Below are 19,153 nucleotides of genomic sequence, written 5' to 3'. Positions count from 1 at the left end.
TTCCGCTCCCGCCGTGCCTGGAGACATTCATGGCAGATGTGACCATTTATACCCGCCAGTTCTGCGGCTATTGCACCCGCGCCAAAGCCCTGCTTGAATCAAAGGGCATCGACTATGTCGAGCACGACGCGACCTACTCGCAGGAGCTCCGCCAGGAGATGATCGGCAAGGCGAACGGACGTTCGACCTTTCCGCAAATCTTCATCAACGGTGAGCATGTGGGCGGCTGCGACGATCTTCATGCACTCGACCGGGCCGGCAAGCTCGATCCGATGCTGGCGAATTGARGGAAGTTAGGAATGGCATTCAAGGCTGCAGCGATCCAGATGTGCTCCGGCGTCGATCCGGAGAAGAACGCCGCCGACATGGCCCGTCTCGTGCGGGACGCCGCCGCGCAGGGCGCTATCTATGTGCAGACGCCGGAAATGACGGGTGCCGTGCAGAAGGATCGTGCCGGGCTTCGCGCGGTGTTGAAGGACGAGGCGAACGACATCGTCGTTTCGACCGCCCGCAGCCTCGCCAGCGAACTCGGCATCCATGTGCATGTCGGCTCGACCGCAATCGCGCTGGACGACGGGAAGATCGCCAATCGCGGCTTCCTCTTCGCGCCCGGCGGCAGCCGCATCTGCACTTATGACAAGATCCATATGTTCGACGTCGATCTCGACAACGGCGAGAGCTGGCGCGAAAGCGCCGTCTACCGTCCCGGCGAGGAAGCGCGCGTAGCCGAACTGCCCTTCGCCAAGCTCGGCTTCGCGATCTGCTACGACGTGCGCTTCCCCTCCCTGTTCCGGACCGAGGCGATTGCCGGAGCGGAGGTGCTGACCGTTCCCGCCGCCTTCACCCGCCAGACGGGCGAAGCACATTGGGAAGTGCTGCTGCGCGCCCGCGCCATCGAGAACGGCGCCTTCCTGATCGCCGCCGCGCAAGCCGGGCTGCATGGGGACGGCCGCGAAACATTCGGCCATTCGATGATCATCGATCCATGGGGCAAGGTGCTGGCATCCGCCGGCGGCTCCGGCGAAGCGGTGGTGATCGCCGAGATCGACGTCACCGAAGTAAAAGCTGCCCGAGGCAAGATCCCCAACCTGAAGAACGCACGCGAATTCACGCTCGATATCGTCGCTCCGGCAGCCGGAGGAGTTGCCGCTTGATCCGCTATTCACTGTCCTGCGAGAACGCCCACACTTTCGAAGGCTGGTTTTCGACCAGCGCGGACTTCGACGGGCAGGTGGCGAGCGGCTTTCTGACCTGTCCTGTCTGCAATTCCGCCTCGATCTCCAAGACCCTGATGGCGCCATCCGTTTCGACCGCGCGCAAGAAGGAAGAAAAGCAGGCGGTGGCGATGGACATGGCGCGTGCGGCGGCCGAGGCCAAGCTGAAGGCGGCGGTCGCCGCCATCAAGGCCAATGCCGAGGATGTGGGCGACAAGTTCCCGGAAGAGGCGCGCAAGATCCATTACGGGGAAGCGGACGCGCGCGGCATCATTGGCCAGGCGAGCTTCGGCGAGGTGCGCGATCTCCTCGAGGAAGGCATCGAGGTGGCGCCCCTGCCGGCGTTGCCCGAGGATGCGAACTGAGCGCATTCGGTACGAACCCTCATTTCAAAGAACCGAAGGGCTGGACGGATAACGTCCGGCCTTTCGTGCATTTGCCGGGAGTGTAGCAGAGAATCGAAAGGCGGGGATGCCGAAATCATCCCGGCCTTTTCGCCAGCAGCATGTAGTTCACGTCCATGTCGGAGGAGAGGTTCCAGCGATCCTGCAGGGGATTGAAGAAGACGCCGGTGCGATGGATGATCTCCATGCCGCTTGYGGCAAGCGGCCTTTCCAGTTCTTCGGGGCGGACCAGTTTTTCATACTGGTGGGTGCCCTTGGGCAGCCAGCGCAGGATGTTTTCCGCCGCGAAGATGGCAAGCGCGCCGGCCTTGAAGGTACGGTTGATGGTGGCGACGAACATCAACCCGCCGGGGCGCACCATCTTCGCGCAGGTGGAGATGAAAAAGTCCACGTCCGCCACGTGCTCCACCACTTCCATGTTGAGGACGACGTCGAAGGTCTCGCCGGCTTCGGCAAGCTGTTCGGCGGTCACGGCCCGATAATCGACCGTGGTTCCTGTTTCAGCGGCATGGGTGGAAGCGATGCCGATGTTCTTTTCGGAAGGATCGGCGCCGATGACGGTGGCGCCCATCCGTGCCATCGGCTCCGACAGGAGGCCGCCGCCGCAGCCGATATCCAGCACACGCAGGCCGGCGAGCGGCAGATGGCCCTTCGGATCACGGCCGAAATTCTCCGAAACGCGGTCGCGGATATAGGCAAGCCGCACGGGATTGAACTTGTGCAGAGGCTTGAACTTGCCGGTCGGGTCCCACCATTCTGCCGCCATGGCGGAAAACCGATCGACTTCGCTCTGGTCGATGGTGCTGCGGCTGGTCTCGGTCATGGCGGTCATCCCTTAGTTTCGCCGGATGAAGTCGGATGATAGGGATTGGAAGTCAAGAGGGCAGGTCGCCGCGGCCGCCGCTTTGCCGCAGCGCGCACAAACGCATAAAGGAGGTCAATATCCGCATGTTCTTGCTGCATATCCTGAACCTCTTCCATCGCCTGTCTGTATATCTGGTAATATTCCGGCCGCTGGTGGGCCATGCAGATCGGGAGATCGGCGCAGGCCTTGCCGCTCAGCCCGATTTCCTTCTGCGCGTGGCCCTTCCAGATTTGATGCGGAGAGGGCTGCATCGGGCCGCTGCAAACGCGTAGCCGGCGGCGGCATTGGCGCAGGCGGCAAAAGTCGTTCATGACGTGCACGAGCGTCGCCGTAAGGCGGCAAAGTATTTCGTGCTGTGCCGCCCGCGTTTGTTCGTATTCGCTGAAGTCCGTCTGTTCTATTTCGGTCCTTTCTTTCAAGGCACACTCCTCCCTTGGCGATCTCGGTTGCTTTCGTTTCGGCCGGGACACGTCGTGTGCCTCGTATTTGTATTTTATGATGACACGCGACGTGTCCCGTTCGGTGTGTTTTTCCGCGCAACTCCGGTCCCTCTGCGGCGATCTGGGCTTATGTCGTTGCGGATTGCCATACCGGGTTGTGTGCGACACACGCACGCCCCRCCATCTTTCAGGCGAGAGGGGRACCATTTYCYGCGCAGCCCCYGACGRTCCGCCTGCATCACCAGCAGACCGAAAGGGCACCGGCCCCATCTCGCCGGCGATGCTTTTCCGGTGCAGCCGAAACGGGACGAGAGAGATTATGGAGGAGAATTGGAGAGCGGGGATGAAGAAGGATGAAGAAATGCGCCGCCTTACCTCTCCCCTTGCGGGAGAGGAAGAAAAATCAGCATCTTAGCTGCAGGCTAAGTGCTAGATTTTTTAGGAGAGGGGCCAAGTTCTTCCCCGCTGTATGCTGCAATTGCCCTCATCGACTGGCGACACCTTGCGCGGCCCTTGGCTTTGGCTTCTTAACCCCCCTCTCTTGGAATTTCTAACACTTAGCTGCGCTAAGATGTTGAAATTCCATTCTCCCCCCGCCAAGGGGGAGATGGGAGCGCGCCTTGCCGCTTGCAGTCCCATGCAAGGTTGTGCGTAGAGCAGATGATGAGCATGCAGAAGGCTTTATGCATCGCAATGTACCGGATCGGCATCGCAGATTCGCGAAAGCGATGCGCACCGATGCGACGAAAGCCGAAAACATGCTCTGGCAAGCCCTTCGCAACAAGCAGCTCGCGGGCTTCAAGTTCAAGCGTCAGGTTCCATTGGACGGTTATATCCTCGATTTCGTCTGCTTCGACGCCAGGCTCATCGTGGAAGTCGATGGCTGGCAGCATGCCGAAAGCAAAWCCGACGAAACGCGAGATGCTTTTTTCCGCTTCCAAGGCTTCCGGACGCCGCGCTTCTGGAACGAGGAGGTAGAGAAAAACATCAATGGTGTCTRCCTCGCGATCCTGGCCGAACTGCGGAACAGCGGCGAGTGAAAATGATGTCTCAGGGGCGCATCGAGAAAGCCCGCTATCGCAGAAGAAGAGCGTGAATGCCGACCGAACGGTTCATTCATGATCCGTTCAGCACTCATCCGGAACAATCAAGCGATCTCGGGCATTTAACGTGCCGGATCAACCCGTCTCGCGATGAGAAGGGCGTATCGAACAAGAACATCGTTCCTTCAGGAGGACATCCCTTGAAACGCATAATGATGAGTGCCGCGGCTTTCTGCGCCCTGCTCGTGGCGCCGTCGATCGCGGACGCAGCAGTCAGGGGCTTCGCGACGGCCAACGTCAACATGCGCTCCGGCCCCAGCACCGGCTACCCCGCCGTCACCGTCATCCCGGTGGGGGCGCCCGTCACCATCAATGGCTGCATGAGCAGCGTCAACTGGTGCGACGTTTCCTTCGTCGGCGGCCGCGGTTGGGTTTCCGGCCGCTACGTGCAGGCGGAATACCGCTCCGACCGCGTCTATATCGGGCCGGAATATTATCGTCCGCTCGGCATCCCGATGGTCACCTTCGACGTGGACACCTATTGGGGCCGTTACTACCGCGACCGCGATTTCTATCGCGACCGCGACCGCTGGCGCCGGTATAGCGGCGACTGGGATCGCCGCCCGCCTCCGCCCCCGCCGCCGCGCTGGGAGCGCGACCGTGACCGTGACCGCTGGGAGCGCGACCGGGAGTGGGAGCGCGACAGAGCCCGCGAGGAGTGGCGCGACCGCGACCGCGATCGGGACCGGGATGAATGGCGGCGTGACCGCGAGCGGCAACGCGAGGAAATGAACCGCGACCGTGAGCGGCAGCGTGAAGAAATGAACCGGGAGCGTGAGAGAGAGCGTGAACGGGCCCAGCGCGAGCGCGAAAGAGACCGTGACCGCGACAGGGATCGTGATCGCGACAGGGACCGTGATCGCGGCGATGCTCTCAGGGGCAGCGGCATGGTTCCCGGCGCCCGCGGCGGCCTTTGCGCAGCAAACGATCAGGCCTGCATCAACGGCAACTGAGCGTTTCCGGATATCCAAGGACGGCGGCGGGGCTCCAGGGCTCCGCCGCCGCCTGTTTTTTCGTGCCATGCGGATCCCGCGGCGCGGGCCTCATATATGAGCTGCCCATTGCGCGGCCCCCGCCTTTTCGCTAAGAGACCCCCGCAACTTTATGCCTTCGTCACAGAGGCGGTTTGAAAGCAGACGCTCCCCCGAGGTTTCCGGGGCGCGAACGGGTGGTATTGGTCGGTTATGGCTCGCATCGTCATGAAGTTCGGCGGCACGTCCGTCGCCAATCTCGAACGCATCCACAATGTCGCGCGCCATGTGAAACGCGAGGTCGAGGCGGGCCACGAGGTGGCGGTCGTCGTATCGGCCATGTCGGGCAAGACGAACGAACTCGTCGGCTGGGTGGAAGGCATGCCCAAGGTGACGGGGGCCAATTCGCCCTTCTACGACGCGCGCGAATATGACACGATCGTGGCTTCGGGCGAGCAGGTGACCTCCGGCCTCCTGGCGATCGCGCTGCAATCCATGGGCATCAACGCGCGCTCCTGGCAGGGCTGGCAGATCCCGATCCGCACTGACAGCGCTCATGGCGCGGCGCGCATCCTGGAGATCGACGGTTCCGACATGATCAAGCGGATGGGCGAGGGACAGGTGGCGGTCGTCGCCGGCTTCCAGGGGCTCGGCCCCGACAACCGCATCGCCACGCTCGGCCGCGGCGGTTCCGATACGTCCGCCGTAGCGATCGCCGCGGCGGTCAAGGCCGACCGGTGCGATATCTATACAGACGTGGACGGCGTCTATACGACCGACCCGCGCATCGTGCCTGCCGCGCGCCGCATGAAGAAGGTCTCCTTCGAGGAAATGCTGGAAATGGCATCCCTCGGCTCGAAGGTCCTGCAGGTGCGTTCGGTCGAGCTCGCCATGGTCCACAAGGTCCGCACCTTCGTGCGCTCCAGTTTCGAAGATCCCGATGCGCCGGGCATGGGCGACCTGCTTAACCCACCCGGCACTTTGATTTGCGACGAGGAAGAAATCGTGGAACAGGAAGTCGTCACCGGCATCGCCTATGCCAAGGATGAAGCGCAGATCTCGCTCCGGCGCCTTGCCGACCGCCCCGGCGTGTCCGCCGCGATCTTCGGCCCGCTCGCCGAAGCGCATATCAACGTGGACATGATCGTGCAGAACACGTCGGAAGACGGTTCGAAGACCGACATGACTTTCACCGTTCCCTCCGGCGACGTGCAGAAGGCGCTCAAGGTTCTCGGCGAGAACAAGGAAAAGATCGGTTTCGACGTCGCCCAGAGCGAATCAGGTCTCGCCAAGGTTTCGGTGATCGGCATCGGCATGCGCAGCCATGCGGGTGTGGCCGCGCAAGCTTTTAAGGCACTTGCCGAAAAAGGCATCAACATAAAGGCGATCACCACCTCGGAAATCAAGATTTCCATCCTGATCGACGGCGCTTACTCCGAACTTGCGGTTCGGACTTTGCATTCCGCCTACGGTCTGGATAAGAGTTGATTGTGAGCCGGCTCGACGCGCTTTGATTTTTCCTCGGCGCGGCGTATCCGGATGTGAGACGTCGTTTCGGGAGAACTAAGGCCGATGAGAGATCTGTCGGCGGGTCCACGCGTTCTGCTCAGGCGCCTGCGCGAATTGATGGCGGAGCCGCTTGATCCGCAGGAGCGGCTTGACCGGATCGTCCGCCAGATCGCCAGCAACATGGTGGCGGAGGTCTGCTCGGTCTACGTGCTGCGCTCCGACGGCGTGCTCGAGCTCTATGCGACCGAAGGCCTGAAAAAGGAAGCCGTTCACCTTTCGCAGCTGAAGATGGGGCAGGGCCTCGTCGGCACGATCGCCGCTTCGGCCCAGCCGCTCAACCTTTCCGACGCGCAGGCGCATCCCGCCTTCCGCTATCTCCCCGAAACGGGCGAGGAAATCTACCATTCCTTCCTCGGCGTTCCTATCTTGAGAGCCGGCCGCACTTTGGGCGTTCTCGTCGTCCAGAACCGGGCCAGCCGAAACTATCGCGAGGACGAAGTCGAGGCGCTTGAAACCACGGCAATGGTAATCGCCGAGATGATTGCGACCGGAGAGCTCAAGAAGATAACCCGGCCGGGCCTCGAACTCGACCTCACCCGCGCGGTGACGATCGAAGGAGACGGTTACAACGAAGGCATCGGACTCGGTCACGTGGTGCTGCACGAGCCGCGCGTCGTCGTGACCAATCTCCTGAACGAGGACGCGGAAAACGAGATTACCCGGCTTGCCGAAGCGTTGGGCTCGCTCCGCATCTCCATCGACGACATGCTGTCGCGCCGCGAAGTCGCCCAGGAGGGCGAGCATCGCGAGGTGCTGGAAACCTATCGCATGTTCGCGCACGACCAGGGCTGGGTGCGCCGCATGGAAGAGGCGATCCACAACGGGCTGACGGCGGAAGCGGCGGTGGAGAAGGTGCAGAGCGACACCAAGGCGCGCATGCTGCGTTTGACCGATCCCTATCTGCGCGAACGCATGCACGATTTCGACGACCTCGCCAACAGGCTGCTTCGGCAGCTCACCGGGTATAGCGGCCGCACGGTCGACGAGGGTTTCCCGAACGACGCGATCATTCTTGCCCGCGCCATGGGTGCTGCGGAACTGCTCGATTATCCGCGCATGAACCTGCGCGGCCTGGTGCTGGAAGACGGCGCCGTCACCAGTCATGTGGTGATCGTGGCGCGGGCCATGGGCATTCCGGTGGTGGGCCAAGCGGCCGGCGTCGTCGCGCTCGCCGAAAACGGCGATCCGGTCATCATCGACGGCGATGACGGACAGGTGCATTTGCGGCCGATGGTGGATCTGCAGAAGGCCTATGGCGAAAAGGTGCGGCTGAGGGCCCGCAGGCAGGAGCAGTTCCGTGCGCTCCGCGCGGTCGAGCCGGTCACCAAGGACGGCAAGCGCATCAACCTGCAGATGAATGCCGGCCTGATGGTCGATCTGCCGCAGCTTGCCGAGTCCGGCGCCGACGGCATCGGCCTTTTCCGGACCGAGCTGCAATTCATGATCTCCTCGACCATGCCGAAGATGGAGGAGCAGGAGGCCTTCTACCGCAATGTGCTGCGGCAGGCGGCCGGCCGGCCGGTGACCTTCCGCACGCTGGATATCGGCGGCGACAAGGTGCTTCCCTATTTCCGCAGCCATGACGAGGAGAACCCGGCGCTCGGCTGGCGGGCGATCCGCCTTTCGCTCGACCGGCCGGGATTGCTGCGCACGCAGCTGCGCGCGCTGCTGAGAGCCTCGGCGGGGGCCGAGCTGAAGATGATGCTGCCGATGGTGACCGAGGTTTCGGAAATCCATGCCGTGCGCGAGCTGATGCAGAAGGAAGTGCAGCATCTTTCGAAATTCGGTTACGGCCTGCCGCGCAAGCTGCAGTTCGGCGCCATGCTGGAAGTGCCGGCGCTGATGTGGCAGCTCGACGAGCTGATGGCGGAGGTGGATTTCGTCTCGGTGGGATCGAACGACCTCCTGCAGTTCACCATGGCGGCCGATCGCGGAAACGCCCGCGTCTCCGACCGGTTCGACAATCTGGGCAAGCCGTTCCTGCGTATTCTTCGCGATATCGTGCGGGCTTCGGAGCGGAACAACACGCCGGTCACGCTTTGCGGCGAAATGGCGGGCAAGCCGCTTTCCGCCATGGCGCTGATTGGCCTCGGCTTCCGCTCGGTCTCGATGGCGGCAACCTCGATCGGGCCTATCAAGGCGATGCTGCTTGCGCTCGATGCCGGCAAGCTCGCGGCCGAACTGAATGCCGTGCTCGACGATACCGGATCATCGGAGCCGGTGCGCGACCTGCTGGTCCGGTTTGCCGAGACCAACAACATCCCGATTTAGCGGGCAACAATAACAAGAACGGAGTAGGTCAGGGTGGCGAAGCTTCCTGTTGAAAAGATGCGCGAACTGGAGCGCCGCTTCGGCGAGATCGAGGCGCGCATGTCCGCGGGGCCTTCGGCGGAAGTCTACGTGAAGCTGGCTTCGGAATATTCCGAGCTTCAGCCGGTGGTGCGCAAGATTCGCGATTACGAGAAGGCGGTCGCCGAGGTGGCGGGTCTTCGTGCGCTGCTTGCCGACAAGGCGACGGACCGCGAGATGCGCGAGCTTGCGGAGATGGAACTGCCGGAGGCGGAGGAAAGCGTCGAAGCGCTGGAAAAGGACATGCAGATCCTTCTCCTGCCGAAGGATGCGGCCGACGAAAAGAGTGCCATCCTGGAAATCCGCGCCGGCACCGGCGGCAACGAGGCGGCGCTCTTCGCCGGCGACCTCTTTCGCATGTACGAACGCTATGCCGGCGCGCATGGCTGGAAGGTGGAGGTGCTTTCCGCCAGCGAGGGCGAGGCGGGCGGCTACCGGGAAATCATCGCGACGGTGACCGGGCGCGGGGTTTTTTCGAAGCTGAAGTTCGAATCCGGCGTGCATCGCGTCCAGCGCGTGCCGGACACGGAAACGCAAGGGCGCATCCACACCTCGGCGGCGACCGTGGCGGTGCTGCCGGAGGCGGAAGAGATCGACATCGAGATCCGCCCGGAAGATATCCGTATCGACACCATGCGTTCCTCCGGTGCCGGCGGCCAACATGTCAACACGACCGATTCCGCCGTGCGCATCACCCACCTGCCGACCGGCCTTGTGGTGACCAGCTCGGAGAAATCGCAGCATCAGAACCGCGCCAAGGCGATGCAGGTGCTGCGCTCTCGGCTTTTCGACATGGAGCGGCAGAAGGCCGAGAGCGAGCGTTCCGCGGACCGCAAGAGCCAGGTCGGTTCCGGCGACCGTTCGGAACGCATCCGGACCTATAATTTTCCGCAGGGGCGGGTGACCGACCATCGCATCAACCTGACGCTCTACAAGCTGGACCGAATGATCGAAGGCGAGATCGACGAGCTGGTCGATGCGCTGATCGCGGACTATCAGGCGGGCCAGCTCGCCCAACTCGGAGAGAACCAGGCATGACGAGGCTCGACGCCGTGGTGGCCCAGGCCCGCGCCAGGTTTTCGGCGGCCGGGCTTGCCGATGCGGCGATCGAAGCACGAATGCTGATCGGCGGACTGCTCGGGCTCTCCAGCACGGAGGTCTTCACCGGCGGCGACCGGGTGCTGACCGAAGGGGAACAGGAGAAAATCGCGCAAGCGGTGGAGCGGCGCTTGAAAAGGGAGCCCGTGCACCGCATATTAGGAGTACGTGAATTCCATGGCATGCAGCTCCTGATCTCGAAGGAGACATTGGAGCCTCGCCCGGACACCGAAATCCTGGTGGATTCGATGCTGCCTCACGTGAGGCGGATTGTCGCAGGAAAGGGCTCGGCCCGCCTGCTCGACATCGGTACGGGCACCGGCGCGATCGCGCTTTCGTTTTTGAAGGAATGTCCGCAACTTAGCGGGACCGGAAGCGATATCTCGCAGGACGCGCTCGACACCGCCGCACGCAATGCGGAGCGGCTGGGAATGGCTGCAAGATTTCAAACGGTGCGTAGTGCATGGTTCGAAAACATTTCGGGGCGCTTTGACATAATCGCGTCAAATCCCCCATATATACGCAGCGACGTTATCCCCGCACTGGAACCGGAAGTCCGGGATTTCGATCCGCTGGCGGCGCTCGACGGAGGTCCCGATGGGCTCGATGCCTATCGCGCGATTGCCGCGGAGGCAGGAAATTTCCTCCAGGAGGACGGCGTATTAGGCGTCGAGATCGGATTCGACCAGAAGCGAGCCGTCACCGACATTTTTGCTTCCCATGGCTTTGTGCTTCGCGAAGCGGTGCGCGACTATGGCGGCAATGATCGGGTGCTCGTGTTTTCAATCGATCGGCAATGATGTTGACCAGCGAAAGAAAAGGCTTGGATTTCCGAATGAAGCGGGATAGCGTGGCAGCACGCATCGGGGCGGCTGGGAATGAACAGCGATTCGTTCGGGTTATGAGGTCAACCCCAAAGCCTGCTCTTTTCGAAGAGTTGCGAAGGTTGAGCAAACCCGGTGCGTGAATCAGTTAATTCGACTTTCACAAGCGGCAGGACGCTTTTCCGCCCTGTGCGCGGCGCGCGAAGTCTTGCTCCGGCTCGACGCTGGAACGGCCGCGCGGCCCCTTACCAGCGAAGACAGATTATCAGCGTAGACAGAGAATTGGTGAACGATAGATGAGGCCAGGACAGCAGAACAAACGCGGTCGAGGGCGCGGCAATAACAATGGCGGCGGCGGCGGCGGTAACAACAACAATTTCAACCGCAAGGGTGGCAATCCGCTGACGCGGACTTACGACAGCTCGGGTCCCGATCTGAAAATCCGCGGAACCGCCCAGCATATCGCCGAGAAATACTCGGCTCTGGCTCGCGATGCCCAGAGCTCCGGCGACCGCGTGATGGCCGAGAACTATCTCCAGCACGCCGAGCATTACAACCGGATCATCGCGGCCGCCCAGGCCCAGATGCAGGAGCGCTTCCAGCGCGACGACCGCCACGATTACAACGACCGTGACGGCAATCTGGCGGATCAGGATGAACTGGATACGGCTGAGGCCGAGGATGGCGGTTCGCCGCAGCCCGTGATCGCCGAGGCGCAATCGGAACAGCCGCAGGAACAGCGCCCCGAACAGCGCAATGAACCACGCAACGAGCAGCGTTCCCGCGAAGGCCGCCGCGACCAGCAGCCGCGCCGCGAGCGCCGTCCGGAGCCCGCTCCGGTCGCCGAGGCAGCCGTCGACGGCAGCGGCCCGCAGCCGGTGATAGAGGGTACGCCGGCGGAAGTCGCGGTCGAGGAAGAGGAGCAGGCGGAAGCCGCTCCGCGCCGCCGCCGCAATGCCGGCAATCGGGCGCGTCGTCCGCGCCGTGGCGAGGCCGGAGGCGAGGAAGCAGCAGCCGGCTCCGACGAGCCCGGTGAAGCCCCGCAGCCGCCCGTGTTGGCCGCCGTCGCTTCGGAATAAGAGCGGCCCTCGTAGTTCGAGCGATATCAAACTCCGGCCTTTCGGCCGGAGTTTTTTACGTTCTTGAGGACCTTCACGGATGTTTCGCGCCGTCGCTTGACTTACTCATAGCTCGTCGGTTATGAATTTTTCATAGCCAACGAGTTATGGGTTGCGATGCCTGAATCCCACGACATCCTTTTCAGAACGCTTGCCGATCCGACGAGGCGGGCCATTTTCGAGCGGCTTTGCCGCAACGGAGAGCAAACGGTCGCTGCCCTGACAGCTCAGGCGGGCGTCTCCCAGCCGGCCGTCTCGAAACATCTCGGCGTGCTGAAACAGGCGGGCCTGGTTCGTGACCGTCACGAAGGGCGGCATACCCATTACAGCGCGCAGATCGACGCGCTTGCACCGTTGATCGACTGGACAGGCCAGATGACCGGCTTCTGGCAGGGTCGGTTCGACGCGCTCGAAGACTTGCTCAAAAGGATGGACCAATGAACGAAACGTCGACCGAAACGCTCTCCGTCGTTGTCGAACGGGAGATGTCTTATCCGCCGGAAAAGATCTGGCGCGCGCTGACGCAGCCGCATCTCATTCAGGAGTGGCTGATGATGAACGATTTCAAACCCGAGAAGGGGCATCGTTTCAATCTTCGCGCCGACTGGGGCTCCGTCGACTGTCAGGTCCAGGCCATCGAGCCGCAGAAGATGCTGGTCTATACCTGGGATACCAAGGACCTCAAAAGCATCGTCACCTGGACGCTCACCCCCACGGATACCGGAACCCAGATCCGCATGGAACAATCGGGCTTCCGGGCGGATCAGCAGCCGTATTACCGCGGCGCCCAGGCCGGGTGGCCGAGATTCCTCGATGCGATGGAACGGGCCCTGGAGCGGCTGGGCTGACCTCCAGGGGAATTTTTGTGCATGTCGCGCAAAACCGCCGCACACTTTTGCGCGACATGCATCAGACTTTGTTTTTAGGGAGGTTCAATTGAATTGGAATAAATGGGTCAGGCAGGTCCACCGTTGGCTATCCATCATATTTACGGTGACTGTCATCGCCAACTTCGCTTCCTTTGGGCTGGCGGGGGAACCTCCCGCCTGGGTGGTCTACTCGCCGCTGCCGCCGCTTTTCCTGCTGCTGTTCACCGGGCTCTACATGTTCGCGCTGCCCTATACACGGCGTGCCGTCGAAATAGAGTGAAGGCATAGCCAGCGGACGCGCGGGAGCGTCCGGGTAGCAAAACCTCGGTAGTTACCGGGAACCTCCGTCACCCGAGGGAGTTCCAGGGCAATGCCAGATCCCGCCACCTATGCCGCGTTTCTCGGCGCGGTGCTTGCCTATCAATTGTCCGGAGTGGGGCCGGACATGATGCTCGTCATCAGCCGCGGCATCGGGCAGGGGAGGAAGGCCGCCCTTGCCACGGCTTTCGGCTGCGTCGCGGCGGGCGCCATTCAAATACCCCTGCTGGCGATGGGCCTTGCCACCGTCATCATGTCATCGCCGCCGCTCTATAAAGCCATGCAAGTGATCGGAGCGGCCTATCTGATCTATCTCGGAATACGGTTTCTGACCGCCGGCGGCGAGACGGCCGTGGGTGACATGCGGGATCGCGCCGGGCCGCCCTCGCTTGCAGGCTCTTTCCGCCAGGGCGTCATCTGCAATCTGACAAATCCCACCGCACTTTCCTTCATGCTCGCGGTTCTTCCGCAGTTCGTGCACCCGTCCGCAGGCTCGGCGGCGCTGCAGTTCTTCGTTCTCGGGGCGACAATGAAGCTGACGGGTCTGCTCATTCTCGGCGCGGTGGCTTTGACGTCAGGGGCGTTCAAGCACTGGATGTCGCGCAACAGGTCCTTCATGGTCTGGCAGCAGCGGATCGCGGGCAGCATCATGATCGCTTTCGGCGTGAGATTGCTGCTTTCTCCCGCTTCGCCCTCCCTTCACCGCTGAGCCGTTCCGGCAGAAGGCGGGGTGTGACGGCGCGGCGGCGAAAACCTATCCGACTGATCCTTTAAATCCATGGAACCGCCTACCATATCTCCGTCAGCGCCGAGTTGATCGGCAGGGCTCGCCTTCGGGGAGCCCGATCTCAACCATCGGCCTGTGCCTCAGGAAGGGCAGGGCGATTCAGGAGGTATAAGCATGAATATAGAGAAATATTCCGAGCGCGTGCGGGGCTTCCTGCAATCGGCGCAGACCCAGGCGCTGGCCTCGGGTCACCAGCAGTTCGCGCCCGAACACGTATTGAAGGTTCTGCTTGACGACGACCAGGGCATGGCGTCCTCGCTGATCGAGCGGGCCGGCGGCAATGCCAAGGAAGCGCGTATCGCCAACGATGCGGCGCTTGCCAAGCTACCCAAGGTTTCCGGCGGCAACGGCCAGATCTATCTTTCCCAGCCGCTCGCCAAGGTGTTCTCGACGGCCGAAGAGGCTGCCAAGAAATCCGGCGACACATTCGTTACCGTCGAACGGCTGCTGCTGGCGCTCGCAATCGAAAGCTCTGCCTCGACATCCGCGAGCCTGAAAAAGGCCGGCGTGACCGCGCAGGGGCTGAACCAGGTCATCAACGAGCTGCGTAAGGGCCGCACGGCCGACAGCGCCAATGCCGAGCAGGGCTTCGATGCGCTGAAGAAATATGCGCGCGACCTGACGGCCGAGGCCCGCGAAGGCAGGCTCGACCCGGTGATCGGCCGCGACGATGAAATCCGCCGCACGATCCAGGTTCTTTCCCGCCGCACCAAGAACAACCCCGTTCTGATCGGCGAGCCCGGCGTCGGCAAGACGGCGATCGCCGAAGGTCTGGCGCTCAGGATCGTCAACGGCGACGTGCCGGAAAGCCTGAAGGACAAGCGGCTGATGGCGCTCGATATGGGCGCGCTGATCGCCGGCGCGAAATATCGCGGTGAGTTCGAGGAGCGGCTGAAGGCGGTRCTCAACGAGGTGCAGGCCGAAAACGGCGAAATCATCCTGTTCATCGACGAGATGCACACGCTGGTGGGCGCCGGCAAGGCTGATGGGGCTATGGACGCCTCCAACCTGCTGAAGCCCGCGCTTGCGCGCGGCGAGCTGCACTGCGTCGGCGCGACCACGCTCGACGAATACCGCAAGCATGTGGAGAAGGATGCCGCACTTGCCCGCCGGTTCCAGACCGTCATGGTGGACGAGCCGACGGTCGAGGACACGATCTCCATCCTGCGCGGCTTGAAGGAAAAATACGAACAGCACCACAAGGTCCGCATCTCGGATTCGGCGCTCGTGGCGGCCGCGACGCTTTCCAACCGCTACATCACCGACCGTTTCCTGCCGGACAAGGCGATCGACCTCATGGATGAGGCCGCTTCGCGGCTGCGCATGCAGGTGGATTCCAAGCCCGAGGAACTCGATGAGCTCGATCGGCGCATTATCCAGCTCAAGATCGAGCGGGAGGCGCTCAAGAAGGAAACCGACAGCGCCTCGGCCGACCGCCTGGCGCGGCTGGAAACCGAACTCACCTCGCTCGAGGAAGAGGCGGATGCGTTGACGGCCCGCTGGCAGGCGGAAAAGCAGAAGCTCGGCCTTGCTGCCGATCTCAAGAGACAGCTGGACGAGGCCCGCAACGAACTGGCGATCGCCCAGCGTAAAGGCGAGTTCCAGCGCGCCGGCGAGCTTGCCTATGGCGTTATCCCGGGGCTCGAGAAGGAGCTGAAGGAAGCCGAGGAGCGCGACAGCGCCGCCGCATCCATGGTGCAGGAGGTCGTGACGCCGGACAACATCGCCCATGTGGTCTCCCGCTGGACGGGCATTCCCGTGGACAGGATGCTGGAAGGCGAGCGCGAAAAGCTTCTGCGCATGGAAGACGAACTGGCAAAGGCGGTCGTCGGTCAGGGCGATGCGGTGCAGGCGGTCTCGCGTGCAGTCCGCCGTTCGCGCGCCGGTCTGCAGGACCCTAACCGGCCGATCGGCTCGTTCATCTTCCTCGGTCCGACCGGTGTCGGCAAGACGGAGCTGACCAAGACTCTCGCTCGCTTCCTGTTCGACGACGAGACCGCGATGGTGCGGCTCGACATGTCGGAATACATGGAGAAGCACTCGGTCGCCCGGCTGATCGGCGCGCCTCCCGGCTATGTCGGCTACGAGGAAGGGGGCGCGCTGACGGAGGCCGTTCGCCGCAAGCCCTATCAGGTCGTGCTGTTCGACGAGATCGAAAAGGCGCATCCGGACGTGTTCAACGTCCTCCTGCAGGTGCTCGATGACGGGCGCCTGACGGACGGGCAGGGCCGCACGGTCGATTTCAGGAACACGATCATCATCATGACCTCGAATATCGGTGCGACCTACCTCACCGAATTGCCGGAGGGCCAGGATGTGGAAGCGGTGCGCGAGCCGGTGATGGAGATGGTGCGGGCGCATTTCAGGCCTGAATTCCTGAACCGCGTCGATGAGATCATTCTGTTCCAACGCCTGCGCCGCGAGGATATGGGCGCGATCGTCGATATCCAGATGAGGCGTCTGGTTTCGCTTCTGGCGGAGCGGAAGATCGTCATCGACCTCGGAGAAGACGCCCGCGACTGGCTGGCGGCCAAGGGGTACGATCCGGTCTATGGCGCACGGCCGCTGAAGCGGGTGATCCAGAAGTTCATCCAGGACCCGCTGGCCGAGCAGATCCTCGGCGGGCAGATCCCGGATGGTTCCACGGTTGCGGTCAGCTCCGGTTCGGACCGGCTGCTCTTCCGCGTCAAGCGGGATGTCAGCGAAGCTGCGTAAGGTCAGCCTCACCGAGAAATGAAGAAAGGCGGCCGATAAGGCCGCCTTTTTGTCGTATGCGATGACTTGCGGAAGCCGATATCAGCGGCTGGCGACTTCGTCCGATTGACCGCCCGTGCCGAGCAGCGCATCGACGCGCTTGCGCTCGTCCTCGAAGCGGGCGAGCAGGCGGCCCGTCAGCGAGCTGCCGCCGGGAAGGCGGATCTTCATGGCGTCCACCTTCGTGCCGTTGACGATCAGTTCGTAATGCAGGTGCGCGCCGGTGGACTGGCCGGTGGAGCCCACATAGCCGATCACCTGGCCCTGGGTCACCTTGGCGCCGGGCCTGACGCCCTTGGCGATGGCGCTCTGGTGATTGTAGGAGGATTCATAGCCGTTGGCATGCCGAACGATCGTCTGGTTGCCGTAGCCGGAAGACCAGCCGGCCGATTCCACCACGCCATTGCCGGTCGCGATGATCGGCGTGCCGCGAGGGGCGGCCCAATCGGTACCGGTATGCAGGCGCGAATAGCCGAGAATCGGATGGCGCCGCATGCCGAAGCCCGAGGTCAGGCGGCCGTTCGGCACGGGGTTGCGCAGCAGGAACTGCCGGATGCTCTTGCCTTCGGGATCGTAGTAATCCACCGAGCCGTCTTCCGGGTTCTGAAAGCGGTAGAAGCGGGTATGCGTGTCGCCGAAACGGGCGTTGACGTAGAGCAGTTCGGATTCCTCCGTCGCCTGCCCCTTCTCGTCCGCCACGGAGAAGAAGGCCTCCACGCTGTCGGTTGGCTTCAACTGCGCCTGCAGATCGACGCTGCTCGCAAGCAGCTTCACCAGGAGGCCGGTCATATCCGTCGTCATGCCGTAGGAGAGGGCGGCGCGATAGATGCCGTCATAGACGCGCGGCAGTTCCCGGCCGGCGATGATCTGCGGCGGCTGTTCGCTGAAGGCGGATGCGACCGCATCGAGCATCTGCGGTTCATGCCCGTCGACGAAACGTCCGTGGTCGTCCACCGCCACCGTGACGACATGGTCGCCGCGGCGATAGACGCTGGCGCGAACGACCAGCACCATGTCGCCTTCCTGAAGCACGCCGATGCGCAGCACGTCGCCGGTGGAAAGTTCCTTCTTGCCGAGACGCTGCTCCAGATAGGTTCCGATCTCGTCGGCCTTGCCCTTGGGATAACCCACTTCCGTGAGCGCGGCGGCAACCGGCATGTCGCGGCGGATAGGGATGACGTCGTCGGCATATTCCCGTGTCTTCGGGGTGAACGGCTCGGAGGCCGAAACGGTCATGTTCTGCTCGACGACGCGGGCGGCCAGCCCGGCGGTGATGTCGAGATCGTCTTCATTGTCGGCCGAGAAGCGGCGTGGGTCCACGTAATAGAGCGCGGAAAGCTGCGCGTTGCCATCCGCCAGAACCGAGCCGTTGGAGCGGACGTTTTCCTCCACTTCCTCCAGCGTCATCGACGGCGCGTATGCATAGCTCGCGTCCTTAACGGGGAAAGCTACCGTCTGAAGGCTGACCTCGGATTCCACTTCCGAGCCATAGATCGCGCCGGTGCGGCTGGCTGCCGGCGAGCTTTCGGCGGAGGCGAAGATCTTCAAAGGGTCGAAGGAAGGATAGTCTTCCTGGGCCACGTGATTGACCGCGAGGTTCATCTTCACATGGGCGAAAGGTTTGCGGCGGATGACTTCCTTATTGCCCTCGTGGACGACCGTGGCCACTTCCATGACTTTCCGGTCCGTCGGCATGGCAACGATATTGCCGCCGAGCAGGCGGCCGCCGCGTGAAACCTCGCCGTCTCCGTCATCGGCGGGAAGGGCGGCGGAGGCTTCGGCGGGGATCGCGAGCTGCTGGCGACCGTCGAGAGCGGCAAACAGTGCGACGCCCATAAGGATCGAAGAGGTGATGCCCGTCAGGAAGGTTCCGGAAAGCCAGCGAAAGGAAATCTCACGCCGGTCGGGCGCGCGCCTGCCATCGGCAAGGATCGGCGGTTCGTTGCCGAGCGAACGGATCATGCTGCGCGCCGTCGTCATCCAGTTCGTCAAGTCCCCTTGTGCTGCCGGCGGATTGACACCCCCGCGCCGGACGTGGGCCAAACATGTGCCCGTTTCGGCGCCGGGAGTCAAACTCTCCGCGGCGGCATACGCCTCTTGAAATCGGGTTGCGAATCCCCATTTAAACCCTGCTAACCACGAGATTGTGAATTTGTCGGGGCAGTTTCGGGGCGTTCCACAGGAAGCGTCGCGAGCGGTCCGGGAAAAATGCCGTGGAAGCGGCTCCTTTTTCCGCAAAATTCCGCAGGGTCTCGAATTTTCCCATTGGAAACAGTCGGTTGTTCGATTTTTTGGATTTTTGAAAACAACGGTGTTGACTTGTTTCAGGGGGTCCGCTTATAACCCCGCTCACTGACGAGGGCGGCGGCGCTGCTGGCGACGAAGTTTCTCGTTCTTGAGGGATCCGGGTGTTCTGGACGACTTGAGAAACAATCACTGAGAAATTGGCGCATGCTGATTGGGACCGGTT

At 62.6% G+C, this 19,153-nt stretch carries 19 protein-coding genes; 15 read left to right on the top strand and 4 right to left on the bottom strand.

Translation table 11 applies throughout. The features are described from left to right. Window positions 1–29 precede the first annotated feature (29 nt). The 3 genes from grxC to LCM4573_RS09105 are packed head-to-tail and all read left to right on the top strand — an operon-like array spanning window position 30 to window position 1,579. Entirely contained in the window at window positions 30–287 is a 258-nt protein-coding gene (gene grxC, locus LCM4573_RS09115; protein ID WP_071005977.1) for a glutaredoxin 3, read from the top strand. Window positions 288–299: 12 nt separating this feature from the next. Further along, entirely contained in the window at window positions 300–1,154 is an 855-nt protein-coding gene (locus tag LCM4573_RS09110) for a carbon-nitrogen hydrolase family protein (protein WP_071005976.1), read from the top strand. Beyond that, on the top strand, window positions 1,151–1,579 hold the full coding sequence (locus LCM4573_RS09105; protein WP_071005975.1) for a DUF1178 family protein: 429 nt from the start codon (window positions 1,151–1,153) through the stop codon (window positions 1,577–1,579). The genes LCM4573_RS09110 and LCM4573_RS09105 overlap by 4 nt, the downstream gene beginning before the upstream one ends. 115 nt (window positions 1,580–1,694) lie before the next feature. Here the strand turns inward: LCM4573_RS09105 and ubiG are convergent, their stop codons facing one another. Together ubiG and LCM4573_RS09095 are read right to left on the bottom strand one after the other, a co-directional pair. After that, on the bottom strand, window positions 1,695–2,441 hold the full coding sequence (gene ubiG / locus LCM4573_RS09100; protein WP_071006263.1) for a bifunctional 2-polyprenyl-6-hydroxyphenol methylase/3-demethylubiquinol 3-O-methyltransferase UbiG: 747 nt from the start codon (window positions 2,439–2,441) through the stop codon (window positions 1,695–1,697). A 5-nt stretch (window positions 2,442–2,446) separates the two neighbouring features. Continuing rightward, the gene (locus LCM4573_RS09095; RefSeq protein ID WP_131818952.1) at window positions 2,447–2,803 is read right to left on the bottom strand and encodes a hypothetical protein; all 357 of its coding nucleotides are present in this window, start codon (window positions 2,801–2,803) and stop codon (window positions 2,447–2,449) included. A gap of 740 nt (window positions 2,804–3,543) precedes the next feature. Between LCM4573_RS09095 and LCM4573_RS09090 the strand changes: the two genes are divergently transcribed. The 12 genes from LCM4573_RS09090 (at window position 3,544) to clpB (ending at window position 16,644) form a co-directional block, all read left to right on the top strand. Further along, window positions 3,544–3,963 carry an endonuclease domain-containing protein gene (locus tag LCM4573_RS09090; RefSeq protein ID WP_407071721.1) on the top strand — a complete coding sequence of 140 codons (420 nt, stop codon included), beginning with the start codon at window positions 3,544–3,546 and terminating at the stop codon, window positions 3,961–3,963. A gap of 203 nt (window positions 3,964–4,166) precedes the next feature. Next, window positions 4,167–4,979: an SH3 domain-containing protein gene (locus LCM4573_RS09085; protein WP_083347378.1), complete on the top strand. Its 813-nt coding sequence runs from the start codon at window positions 4,167–4,169 to the stop codon at window positions 4,977–4,979. 231 nt (window positions 4,980–5,210) lie between these two features. Then, window positions 5,211–6,485 (top strand): aspartate kinase, encoded by a 1,275-nt coding sequence (locus LCM4573_RS09080; protein ID WP_071005971.1) that lies wholly within the window; start codon window positions 5,211–5,213, stop codon window positions 6,483–6,485. A gap of 84 nt (window positions 6,486–6,569) precedes the next feature. Continuing rightward, the gene (gene ptsP / locus LCM4573_RS09075) at window positions 6,570–8,837 is read left to right on the top strand and encodes a phosphoenolpyruvate--protein phosphotransferase (protein ID WP_071005970.1); all 2,268 of its coding nucleotides are present in this window, start codon (window positions 6,570–6,572) and stop codon (window positions 8,835–8,837) included. 33 nt (window positions 8,838–8,870) lie between these two features. Next, window positions 8,871–9,953 (top strand): peptide chain release factor 1, encoded by a 1,083-nt coding sequence (gene prfA / locus LCM4573_RS09070; RefSeq protein WP_071005969.1) that lies wholly within the window; start codon window positions 8,871–8,873, stop codon window positions 9,951–9,953. Next, window positions 9,950–10,813 carry a peptide chain release factor N(5)-glutamine methyltransferase gene (gene prmC, locus LCM4573_RS09065; protein ID WP_071005968.1) on the top strand — a complete coding sequence of 288 codons (864 nt, stop codon included), beginning with the start codon at window positions 9,950–9,952 and terminating at the stop codon, window positions 10,811–10,813. The genes prfA and prmC overlap by 4 nt, the downstream gene beginning before the upstream one ends. A 320-nt stretch (window positions 10,814–11,133) precedes the next feature. Further along, a complete protein-coding gene (locus LCM4573_RS09060; protein WP_071005967.1) occupies window positions 11,134–11,916 on the top strand; it encodes a DUF4167 domain-containing protein in 783 nt (260 codons plus the stop codon). 156 nt (window positions 11,917–12,072) lie between these two features. After that, window positions 12,073–12,396 (top strand): helix-turn-helix transcriptional regulator, encoded by a 324-nt coding sequence (locus LCM4573_RS09055; protein WP_071005966.1) that lies wholly within the window; start codon window positions 12,073–12,075, stop codon window positions 12,394–12,396. Next, window positions 12,393–12,803: an SRPBCC domain-containing protein gene (locus LCM4573_RS09050; RefSeq protein WP_071005965.1), complete on the top strand. Its 411-nt coding sequence runs from the start codon at window positions 12,393–12,395 to the stop codon at window positions 12,801–12,803. The genes LCM4573_RS09055 and LCM4573_RS09050 overlap by 4 nt, the downstream gene beginning before the upstream one ends. Before the next feature lie 88 nt (window positions 12,804–12,891). Further along, window positions 12,892–13,104, top strand: a complete 213-nt coding sequence (locus tag LCM4573_RS09045; protein WP_071005964.1) for a hypothetical protein — start codon at window positions 12,892–12,894, stop codon at window positions 13,102–13,104. A gap of 90 nt (window positions 13,105–13,194) precedes the next feature. After that, a complete protein-coding gene (locus LCM4573_RS09040) occupies window positions 13,195–13,851 on the top strand; it encodes a LysE family translocator (RefSeq protein ID WP_071005963.1) in 657 nt (218 codons plus the stop codon). A gap of 192 nt (window positions 13,852–14,043) precedes the next feature. Next, complete coding sequence (clpB, locus tag LCM4573_RS09035) at window positions 14,044–16,644, top strand: ATP-dependent chaperone ClpB (protein WP_071005962.1); 2,601 nt, start codon at window positions 14,044–14,046, stop codon at window positions 16,642–16,644. 81 nt (window positions 16,645–16,725) lie between these two features. Here clpB and LCM4573_RS09030 read toward each other — a convergent pair whose 3' ends face one another. Then, entirely contained in the window at window positions 16,726–18,663 is a 1,938-nt protein-coding gene (locus LCM4573_RS09030; protein ID WP_071005961.1) for a M23 family metallopeptidase, read from the bottom strand. Window positions 18,664–18,805: 142 nt separating this feature from the next. Further along, a partial coding sequence (locus LCM4573_RS28400; protein WP_206744579.1) for a hypothetical protein occupies window positions 18,806–19,153 on the bottom strand: 348 nt, incomplete at its 5' end.

It is taken from the genome of Rhizobium sp. LCM 4573 (genome assembly GCF_001854865.1).
Taxonomy (GTDB): Bacteria; Pseudomonadota; Alphaproteobacteria; order Rhizobiales; family Rhizobiaceae; genus Neorhizobium.
This window is presented reverse-complemented; position numbering and strand designations above follow the sequence as displayed.

Coding starts and splice junctions, on each gene's coding strand:
- LCM4573_RS09080 (WP_071005971.1), top strand. CDS start 5,211: ATGGCTCGCATCGTCATGAAGTTCGGCGGCACGTCCGTCGCCAATCTC.
- LCM4573_RS09060 (WP_071005967.1), top strand. CDS start 11,134: ATGAGGCCAGGACAGCAGAACAAACGCGGTCGAGGGCGCGGCAATAAC.
- prmC (WP_071005968.1), top strand. CDS start 9,950: ATGACGAGGCTCGACGCCGTGGTGGCCCAGGCCCGCGCCAGGTTTTCG.
- ptsP (WP_071005970.1), top strand. CDS start 6,570: ATGAGAGATCTGTCGGCGGGTCCACGCGTTCTGCTCAGGCGCCTGCGC.
- LCM4573_RS09110 (WP_071005976.1), top strand. CDS start 300: ATGGCATTCAAGGCTGCAGCGATCCAGATGTGCTCCGGCGTCGATCCG.
- grxC (WP_071005977.1), top strand. CDS start 30: ATGGCAGATGTGACCATTTATACCCGCCAGTTCTGCGGCTATTGCACC.
- LCM4573_RS09055 (WP_071005966.1), top strand. CDS start 12,073: ATGCCTGAATCCCACGACATCCTTTTCAGAACGCTTGCCGATCCGACG.
- LCM4573_RS09040 (WP_071005963.1), top strand. CDS start 13,195: ATGCCAGATCCCGCCACCTATGCCGCGTTTCTCGGCGCGGTGCTTGCC.
- LCM4573_RS09030 (WP_071005961.1), bottom strand. CDS start 18,663: ATGACGACGGCGCGCAGCATGATCCGTTCGCTCGGCAACGAACCGCCG.
- LCM4573_RS09050 (WP_071005965.1), top strand. CDS start 12,393: ATGAACGAAACGTCGACCGAAACGCTCTCCGTCGTTGTCGAACGGGAG.